An 8,415-nucleotide genomic window follows, 5' to 3' on the forward strand; every position below is an offset into this window, starting at 1 on the left:
CCTAGCCCCCGCGCCGCGCCGCTCAGAGTATCAACCCTCCGCGACCTTGGATGGCGCTTCTGGGATCCCATCGGTCTCGCAGGCGCAGATGGTAGTTGGCCTGAGGACTGCGCTGACGAGTACGACGACTATCTTCTTGCCGCAGCAGGCCGTCTGCAAAGGGGCGAGGTGGAAAGCGGAGTTGTTGAGTATCTTGTTGGCATCGAAGTAGAGCACATGGGGCTTGAGCACTCACCTGACGCCAAGGAACGGGCTGCGCAAACCGTCATGGCAATCAGCGATTATCTGGCTGGATCGTAGCGCCCGATTTGTTGTCAGGTCCGGAACGACGGCTCTTGCAACAAGTACCCGCATGGCAGCCGTCTCACGACGATTTTCTTGTGCCTACTACCCTCCACCGCCCCTGGACCCGGTGCTGTTCCCAGAGGCCGCCCTCGGAGCGGAAGGTGTCGATCCCGCTCTCGGCCGAAACGCCGGCGCCGGTGAGGATGACGATGTTGCGGAGCGATGCCACGCGTGAACCTTTCTCATCGGCCCGATCTTGTTTCAGGGCGGATTGTGCGCCATTCGCGCGCTCAGATTGGGGCATCAAGCACGTTGCGACAAGGTCGGCGTGAAGCTGCGGAGAAGCGAAGTGGCACGGATCGGGATCATCGGAAGCCAGGGCCGCATGGGGCAGGCCATCGCCGCTGCCATTGCCGATGCCGGCGAGGACCTGGCGGGCGGCGTGGACAAGGGCGGAGACGTCGCCACGCTGGCGGCCGCCGCTGACGTCCTGATCGACTTCTCCAGCCCGGCGGCGCTGGAAGCCAATCTGGATGCGGCCATCGCCGCCGCGCGGCCGATCGTGATCGGCACCACCGGGCTGGAGGAGCGGCACCACTGGCTGGTGGACGCCGCCGCCGAATCGATCCCGGTGCTCCAGACCGGCAACACTTCGCTGGGGGTCACGCTGCTTGCCCACCTGGTGCGCGAGGCGGCGGCCCGGCTGGGCGAGGACTGGGACATCGAGATCGTCGAGACGCACCACCGCATGAAGGTCGACGCGCCTTCGGGCACGGCGCTGCTGCTGGGCGAGGCGGCGGCGCAGGGCCGGGAGATCACGCTGGCGCAGCACGCGGTGCGTGGGCGCGACGGGATCACGGGCCAGCGCGAGGCGGGCACCATCGGCTTCGCCGCGCTGCGCGGAGGCACCGTGGCCGGCGACCACACCGTCCACTTCCTGGCCGACAACGAGCGCCTCTCGCTCTCGCACCTCGCCGAGAACCGCGGCATCTTCGCCAAGGGTGCGGTGCGCGCGGCGCAGTGGCTGCTGGGCCGGGAGGCAGGGCGCTACACGATGCCGGAGGTGCTGGGTCTTTGAAGAAGGACCAGGTCTTCGAATTCTTCCGCCGTCTCGCCGAAGCCAACCCGGCGCCGGAAACCGAGCTGGAATTCGGCAACACCTACCAGCTCCTCGTGGCCGTGACGCTCTCGGCGCAGTCGACCGACGTGGGCGTCAACAAGGCCACGCGGGCGCTGTTCCGCGCGGTGCAGACGCCCGCGCAGATGCTGGAGCTGGGCGAGGAAGGCCTGAAGGCGCACATCAAGACCATCGGCCTGTTCAATTCCAAGGCGAAGAACGTCATCGCGCTCTCGCGCATCCTGGTCGAGCGACACGGCGGAGAGGTTCCGGCCGACCGGGACGCCCTCGTGGAGCTGCCCGGCGTCGGCCGCAAGACCGCCAACGTGGTGATGAACTGCGCGTTCGGCGCGGAGACCTTCGCGGTCGACACCCATATCTTCCGCGTCGGCAACCGCACCGGCCTTGCGAAAGGCAAGACGCCGCTGGCGGTCGAGAAGCAGCTCGAGAAGAAGGTGCCGCAGCCGTTCCGGGTCGGCGCCCACCACTGGCTCATCCTGCACGGCCGTTACATCTGCAAGGCGCGCACGCCCGAGTGCTGGCACTGCCCGGTGATCGACCTGTGCGCCTACAAGCCCAAGGTGCTGGAGAAGGGCGCGCGCAAGGCTGCCTGACGAGGGCCTCGCGGTAGGGGCGCGCGACAAGGGTAGAGCGCGAGGTCTCCGTCTTGTTGACAAGGCCAGGGTTGCGGGAGCCAATCGCGCGCCCGGGCTGTTGGTCTGCGCGAGAGGAGACGACCATGAGAAAGCCTGCTGCCGCCTTCATCCTGCTTGCCCCGTCGCTGCTGGGCGCCTGCAGCGAGGAAGGACCCGGTACGATGCCGGCCCCTGCGCCCGCGGCCGAAGCGATCGGCCCCGCCGTCGATTGCCTGCCCATCACGCAGTTCAGCACCACGCGCATCCGGGACGACCGCACGATCGACTTCATCGGCGGTGCCGGCAACAGGGTCTGGCGCGTGATGCTGCCCAATCGCTGCAGCGGGCTCAAGTCCGCCAACACCTTCACCTACGAGACGTCGCTCTCGCAGCTGTGCCGGCAGGACATCGTCTATCCACTGCAGCAGTTCGGCGGTTCGTGGCAGCGCATGGCCGGCTGCGGGATGGGTCCGTTCGTGCCGGTCAAGCTGGCGAAGTAAGCGGTGCCGGCTCGATCTCCGCCGTGCTGACGGCGGAGATCACCGTCGCGCAGACGAGGTCGCCGATCACGTTGAGCGTGGTGCGGCACATGTCGAGGAAGCGATCGACCCCGATGATGAGGCCGATCCCCTCGGGCGGGACGCCCACGCTGCCGAGGATGAGCGCCACCACGGGCAGCGAGCCCGCCGGCACGCCCGCGGTGCCGATCCCCGCCAGGATGCAGATCACCATCACGTAGAGCTGCTGGCCCAGATCGAGTTCCACCCCGAAGAACTGGGCGAGGAAGATCACCGTCACACCTTCGAACATGGCGGTGCCGTTCTGGTTGGCGGTGGCGCCGATGGTCAGCACGAAGCGGGCGATCCGGTTCGGCAGCGCGAGCTCCTCGTCCGCCACACGCAGCGAGGTGGGCAGGGTGGCGTTGGAGCTGGCGGTGGAGAAGGCCAGCACGCTGACCTCCCGCGTCTGGCGGAAGAAGGCCAGCGGGCTCTTGCGCGCCACGAAGGCGAGCAAGGCCGGATAGACGCCGAACATCTGCAGGCCCAGCGCCAGCAGCACCACGCCGACGAAGGCCGCCAGCTTGCCCAGCAGGTCCCATCCGAACTGCGCCGAAAGGTTGAACATGAAGCAGAAGATGGCGAAGGGCGCGAGCTGGATGACGAGGCCGATCAGCTTCATCGCCACTTCGAACACGCCCTCGATCGCGCCCTTCAGGGTCTGGGTGCGCGGCGTGTTCACCAGCAGCAGGCCGATCCCGAAGAAGAGCGCGAAGAACATCACCGCCAGGATGTCGTTGTTGCTCATCGCTGTGACCACGTTCGAGGGAACGAGGTTCAGCACGGCATCGACGCCCGACGGGGACTTGGTGGACGTCTGCAGGATGCTGCCGGCGCTGTCGGCCCCCCGGGCGAGCAGTTCGCGCGCCGCCTGCCGCTCGACCCCGTCGCCGGGGCGCAATGTGTTGACTACTGCCAGGCTGATGGCGACGGCGATGCCCGAGACGATCAGGGTGTAGATCAGCGTTGCCAGGCCGACCTTGCGCAGCGCCCGGATCTCGCCCATCTCGGCGATGCCGATCACCAGCGCCGAGAACAGCAGCGGCAGCACCAGCATGAAGAGCAGGCGCAGGAAGATCTGCCCCACCGGCATCGTCACGTAGGTGATGAGCGGAGAGAGCCAGCTTGCGTCGCGCGCGAAGGTATAGGTCAGCAGGCCGGCGGCGAGGCCCAGCACGAAGCCGAGCAGGATGCGCCATTGCAGGCGCTTGTGCCCGGCCGCCTCGTGGCCATGGCGGTCATCGCGGGCGGGTTCCGCCGTCTGGTTCATGCGTGAAGGGTTCCTTGGGTGCGACGCGGGTCCGCAGCGTCGCAAGCGTGGCGCTTAATGTCCAGTGTCCAGCGCGGCGAGCGCCACGCGGCGGTAGATGCGGGCCAGTGCCTCGAGGTCTGCCACGGCCACGGCCTCGTCGCGCTTGTGCATGGTGGCGTTGCACAGGCCGAACTCGATGACCGGGCACAGGTCCTTGAGGAAGCGAGCGTCGGAGGTGCCGCCGCTGGTCGAAAGCTCCGCCTCGATGCCCGTCTCGGCGCGGATCACGTCTGCGAGGATGCCGGAGAAGGCCCCGGGCTGGGTCAGGAACGCCTCTCCGGAGATGACCGCCTGCGCCGTGCCGCCGTGCGCCTCGGCGATCGCGGCGACGCGCCGCGCCAGCTCCTGCCCGGTGTGCAGGTCGTTGAAGCGGATGGAGATGCGTGCGCTCGCCCTGGCCGGGATGACGTTGGTGGCCGGGTTGCCGCAGGCGAGGTCGGTGACTTCGAGGTTGCTGGCCTGGAACCAGTCGGTGCCTTCGTCGAGGACCAGCGCATCCAGTTCGGCGAGCATGGCCACCAGCCGGGTGATCGGGTTGTCGGCGAGGTGCGGGTAGGCGACGTGGCCCTGGACCCCTTCCACCTCAAGCCAGATGTTGACCGAGCCGCGGCGGCCGACCTTCATCATGTCGCCCAGCCGGCTCACCGAGGTCGGTTCGCCCACGAGGCACAGGTCCGGTGCGACGCCGCGTGCGCGCATGAGGTCGATGAGGGCGAGCGTGCCGTGGCGCGCAGGGCCTTCCTCGTCCCCGGTGATGACGAAGCTGAGGGTGCCCGCCTCGGCAGGGATCTGCCCGCAGGCCGCCACCATCGCGGCGATCGCACCCTTCATGTCGACGGCGCCGCGCCCGTAGAGGAGCTCACCGCGGCGCTCCGGCTGGAACGGCGCGCTGGTCCATCCCTCGCCCGGCGGGACCACGTCGAGATGGCCGGCGAACGCGAAGTGGCGCGTTCCTTCGGGCCCGCGGCGCACCGCCAGGAGGTTCTCGACCGGCCCGTCCGGCGCGTCTCCTGCCAGGAAGCGCGTCACCGCGAAGCCGAGCGGCGCGAGCTGGCTCTCCAGGCAATCGAACACCGCGCCGGTGGCCGGCGTCACGCTCGGGCAGGCGATCAGCGCCTCGGCGAGCTCGACGACACTTGCAGGAGAAGGGGGGCTCTGAGACATATCGCGCGCGCCATCGCACAAGCGGGCGGCGAAGGCCATAGGGAGGACGGCAGGGCATGCCCAGGCTCGACATCGAAGCGATCGAACCATCCAACCGGACGGGGTACCCGCCGCCGTTCGATGCGGCGGTGCAGGGGCGCTGGTGGCGCCGCCTCGCGCCCGCGGGTGGGCTGACCGAAATGGGCGCCAGCCACGTCGTGCTGAAGCCGGGCGCGTGGTCCAGCCAGCGCCACTGGCATGACGACGAGGACGAGCTGCTGGTGATGCTCACCGGGGAAGCGGTGCTGGTGGAGGACGGATCGCGCACGCTGCTGCGCCCGGGGGACGTCTGCGCCTGGGCGAAAGGGGTCGCCAACGGCCACCACCTCGTCAACGAGAGCGACCGGGACTGCAGCTTCATCGCCGTCAGCGCCGGCAACCGCGAGGGCAGCGGCGCCTATTCCGACATCGACATGCGGTTCGACGGCGATGGCTACTACCACAAGGACGGTACCCGCTATCCGGCCGAGCGGATGCGCTGACGCCGCTCTGGAATCCGCCTCCGGGCGAACCCATATCCGCGGCCGAAGGAGCCTTTTGCGATGACCGACAAGATCCATCTCACCGATGCCGAGTGGCGGGACCGCCTGACGCCCGAGCAGTACCACGTCCTGCGCGAGGCGGGCACCGAGCGGGCCTTCACCGGCAAGTACGAGAAGAACAAGCAGGAAGGCCTGTACACCTGCGCGGGCTGCGGGACGCCGCTCTTCGCCTCGGACACCAAGTACAATTCCGGCTCCGGCTGGCCGAGCTACACCGCTCCGGTCGACGGCGCGGCGGTGGACGAGCACCGGGACGTGTCGCACGGCATGGTCCGCACCGAGGTGACCTGCGCCACTTGCGCCGGGCACCTGGGCCATGTGTTCCCCGACGGTCCGGGGCCGACGGGCCTGCGCTACTGCATCAACAGCGCCTCGCTGGACTTCCAGCCCAAGGAATGACGGGCCCGGCCCCGCCCACGCGCGGGGCCGTGTTCACCTCGGGTTACAAAAGCCCGTGCAAGGTGTAGGAGCGACCGGACACGTCCGTCCTACATCGGGGTATGCATTCCACCCATGGCCAAGAATTCCGGCCGCAGCCGCGCGCCCCGCGGCGCATCTGCGCAGATCGAACCCAAGCCGCTCTGGCGCCGCCTCGTGCGCGGCGTCCTGGTCTGGGGCTTTGCCCTGACGCTGCTGGGCGCGGTGTTCCTGGGCACCGCGGTGTTCTTCACCATGCGCGAGCTGCCCGACTACGACGCGCTCAAGAGCAGCCAGAACGGGCAGATGATCGTCGTTCGCGCCCGCGACGGCCGCGAGCTGGTCTCGCTCGGGCCCAGCTACGGCAAGTGGCTGCCCTACGCGCAGATCCCGCAGATCATGCGCGACGCGCTCGTCTCGGTCGAGGACCGGCGTTTCCGCGAGCACCCGGGCGTGGACCCGATCGGCCTCGCCCGCGCGGTCTACGTCTCGTTCACCACGGGCGGGCGAGCCCGGGCGACCTCGACGATCACGCAGCAGCTCGCGCGCAACATCTTCCTCAACAACTCGCGCTCGTTCACGCGCAAGATGCGCGAAGGGGTGCTGGCCCTGGCGCTCGAAGCCAAGTTCTCGAAGGACCAGATCCTCGAACTTTACCTCAACAAGGTCTACTTCGGCGGCGGCGCCTACGGCATCGATGCCGCCAGCCGCAAGTTCTTCGGCCATCCAGGCACGGATCTCTCGACGGCGGAGGCGGCGATCATCGCCGGCCTCGTCAAGGCACCCTCGAACTACTCGCCCACCGCCGACGTCGAGGCGGCCAAGGGGCGCGGCCGGGTCGTGCTCGGCCTGATGGCGCGCGAAGGCGTGATCTCTGCGTCCGAGGCGGATTCGGTGGACTTCGCGTCGATCAAGATCGCCAAGGAGAAGGGGCAGAACTCGGTCCGCTACTTCACCGACTGGGCCCTGCCGCAGCTCGACATGCTGCTGCCCGAGAACAACGAGCCGATCGAGGTCTGGACCACGCTCGACACCGGCATGCAGGACGCCGCCACCAAGGCGATCGACGCCAGCGTGCCCAAGGGCGCACAGGGCGCCCTCGTCAGCCTCGACCGCGACGGCGCCGTGCTGGCGATGGTCGGCGGCACCGACTACGTGAACTCGAACTACAACCGCGCCACCAGCGCGCTGCGCCAGCCCGGCTCGGCGTGGAAGCTGTTCGTCTACCTTGCTGCACTGGAGGCGGGCTACACGCCCGAGGACCGCGTCGTCGACGAGCCGGTGACGATCGACGGTTGGAGCCCCAAGAACGACGGCCGCAACTTCGCGGGCGAGATCGACGTGCGCACCGCCTTCGCCTATTCCAAGAACACCATCGCCGCGCAGCTCGGCAACGAGGTGGGCTTCGGCACCGTCGCCAGCATGGCGCGCCGCTTCGGCATCACCACGCCCATCAACACCAAGCCGGCGATGGTGCTGGGCACGTCCGAGGTGCGCGTGATCGACATGACTCGTGCCTTCGCTGCGGTTTCGGCCGGCGGCACCTCGATCGAGCCCTATGGCATCGTCAAGGTCACCACGACCTCGGGCGAGTTGCTCTACGAGCACAAGTCGGTGCGCGGACAGGTGCTGGTGCCGCACCACGTCGCCGCCGGCATCACCGACCTGCTGCAGACCGCCGTCGCCACGGGCACCGGGCGCGCGGCGCAGATCGGGCGGCCGGTCGCGGGCAAGACCGGCACGACCAGCTCGAACAAGGACGGCTGGTTCCTCGGCTTCTCCAGCGGGATCACCACCGGCGTGTGGATGGGACGCGACGATGCGCGGCCGGTGGGCGGCCTGTCGGGCGGCCACGCCCCGGCGCGCGCCTTCGCCTCGTACATGCGCTATGCCGTCGCCAAGCGCCCGGTCGAGATGTTCGATACCGAGCTCAAGCTGCCGGAATGGCAGCTCGAGCCCGACGACGAACAGCTCCAGGGCAATCCCGAGGACTACTTCTACGTCGACGAGAACGGCAATCTGGTGCGCCCGGAAGGGCCGCAGGACGGCGAGCCGGGCGCGGAGGATGGCGGGATCGGGCCGGGCGGCCCCGTCCCGCCGGACTATGGCCCGCAGGGCAACGGCCCCCCGCCGCCGGCCGCCGCCAACGAGGACTTCCTCGATCGCGCCACGGGGCGCAGCCGCGAGGACCCGGGCCTGCGACCGGGGCAGGGGCTGGGCTCTCCCGTCGCGCCGCGGGCGAGCCCGGTGCCGCGCATCACGCCGCTGCCACGCGTGATCCCGCCGCCGAGAGCCACGGCGACCCCCACGCGTTAGAGCGTGATCATCTTAGGCTGAAGCATAGCCG

General features: G+C 69.0%; 8 protein-coding genes and 1 pseudogene. 6 read left to right on the top strand and 3 right to left on the bottom strand.

Annotation, left to right across the window (positions count from 1 at the left end):
* Positions 1-403: 403 nt before the first annotated feature.
* Positions 404-514: pseudogene (locus ACFFJC_RS15645) on the bottom strand (Sir2 family NAD-dependent protein deacetylase); the annotation flags it as partial.
* A gap of 120 nt (positions 515-634) precedes the next feature.
* Here ACFFJC_RS15645 and dapB point away from each other — a divergent pair.
* From dapB to ACFFJC_RS15660, 3 genes are all read left to right on the top strand, one after another.
* Positions 635-1,363, top strand: a complete 729-nt coding sequence (gene dapB / locus ACFFJC_RS15650) for a 4-hydroxy-tetrahydrodipicolinate reductase (protein WP_379488427.1) — start codon at positions 635-637, stop codon at positions 1,361-1,363.
* Positions 1,360-2,016, top strand: a complete 657-nt coding sequence (gene nth / locus ACFFJC_RS15655) for an endonuclease III (protein WP_379488413.1) — start codon at positions 1,360-1,362, stop codon at positions 2,014-2,016. The genes dapB and nth overlap by 4 nt, the downstream gene beginning before the upstream one ends.
* A gap of 125 nt (positions 2,017-2,141) precedes the next feature.
* Positions 2,142-2,537: a hypothetical protein gene (locus tag ACFFJC_RS15660; RefSeq protein WP_379488414.1), complete on the top strand. Its 396-nt coding sequence runs from the start codon at positions 2,142-2,144 to the stop codon at positions 2,535-2,537.
* On the opposite strand, the gene ACFFJC_RS15665 is transcribed toward ACFFJC_RS15660, so the two are convergent.
* The gene (locus ACFFJC_RS15665; RefSeq protein WP_379488415.1) at positions 2,521-3,864 is read right to left on the bottom strand and encodes a dicarboxylate/amino acid:cation symporter; all 1,344 of its coding nucleotides are present in this window, start codon (positions 3,862-3,864) and stop codon (positions 2,521-2,523) included. The genes ACFFJC_RS15660 and ACFFJC_RS15665 overlap by 17 nt on opposite strands.
* 54 nt (positions 3,865-3,918) lie before the next feature.
* Positions 3,919-5,070, bottom strand: a complete 1,152-nt coding sequence (gene dapE / locus ACFFJC_RS15670; RefSeq protein WP_379488416.1) for a succinyl-diaminopimelate desuccinylase — start codon at positions 5,068-5,070, stop codon at positions 3,919-3,921.
* 56 nt (positions 5,071-5,126) lie between these two features.
* Here dapE and ACFFJC_RS15675 point away from each other — a divergent pair, with 56 nt between their 5' ends.
* From ACFFJC_RS15675 to ACFFJC_RS15685, 3 genes are all read left to right on the top strand, one after another.
* Complete coding sequence (locus ACFFJC_RS15675) at positions 5,127-5,591, top strand: cupin domain-containing protein (RefSeq protein WP_379488417.1); 465 nt, start codon at positions 5,127-5,129, stop codon at positions 5,589-5,591.
* Positions 5,592-5,651: 60 nt separating this feature from the next.
* Entirely contained in the window at positions 5,652-6,050 is a 399-nt protein-coding gene (gene msrB, locus ACFFJC_RS15680) for a peptide-methionine (R)-S-oxide reductase MsrB (protein ID WP_379488418.1), read from the top strand.
* Positions 6,051-6,164: 114 nt separating this feature from the next.
* Positions 6,165-8,384: a transglycosylase domain-containing protein gene (locus tag ACFFJC_RS15685; protein ID WP_379488419.1), complete on the top strand. Its 2,220-nt coding sequence runs from the start codon at positions 6,165-6,167 to the stop codon at positions 8,382-8,384.
* The last annotated feature ends 31 nt before the right edge of the window (positions 8,385-8,415 follow it).

The organism is Novosphingobium soli (assembly GCF_042432915.1).
Taxonomy (GTDB): domain Bacteria; phylum Pseudomonadota; class Alphaproteobacteria; order Sphingomonadales; family Sphingomonadaceae; genus Novosphingobium; species Novosphingobium soli.

Excerpts from the sequence above, each read along its gene's own strand:
- ACFFJC_RS15660 (WP_379488414.1), top strand. The coding sequence starts at position 2,142 with ATGAGAAAGCCTGCTGCCGCCTTCATCCTGCTTGCCCCGTCGCTGCTG.
- ACFFJC_RS15665 (WP_379488415.1), bottom strand. The coding sequence starts at position 3,864 with ATGAACCAGACGGCGGAACCCGCCCGCGATGACCGCCATGGCCACGAG.
- dapE (WP_379488416.1), bottom strand. The coding sequence starts at position 5,070 with ATGTCTCAGAGCCCCCCTTCTCCTGCAAGTGTCGTCGAGCTCGCCGAG.
- ACFFJC_RS15675 (WP_379488417.1), top strand. The coding sequence starts at position 5,127 with ATGCCCAGGCTCGACATCGAAGCGATCGAACCATCCAACCGGACGGGG.
- msrB (WP_379488418.1), top strand. The coding sequence starts at position 5,652 with ATGACCGACAAGATCCATCTCACCGATGCCGAGTGGCGGGACCGCCTG.
- ACFFJC_RS15685 (WP_379488419.1), top strand. The coding sequence starts at position 6,165 with ATGGCCAAGAATTCCGGCCGCAGCCGCGCGCCCCGCGGCGCATCTGCG.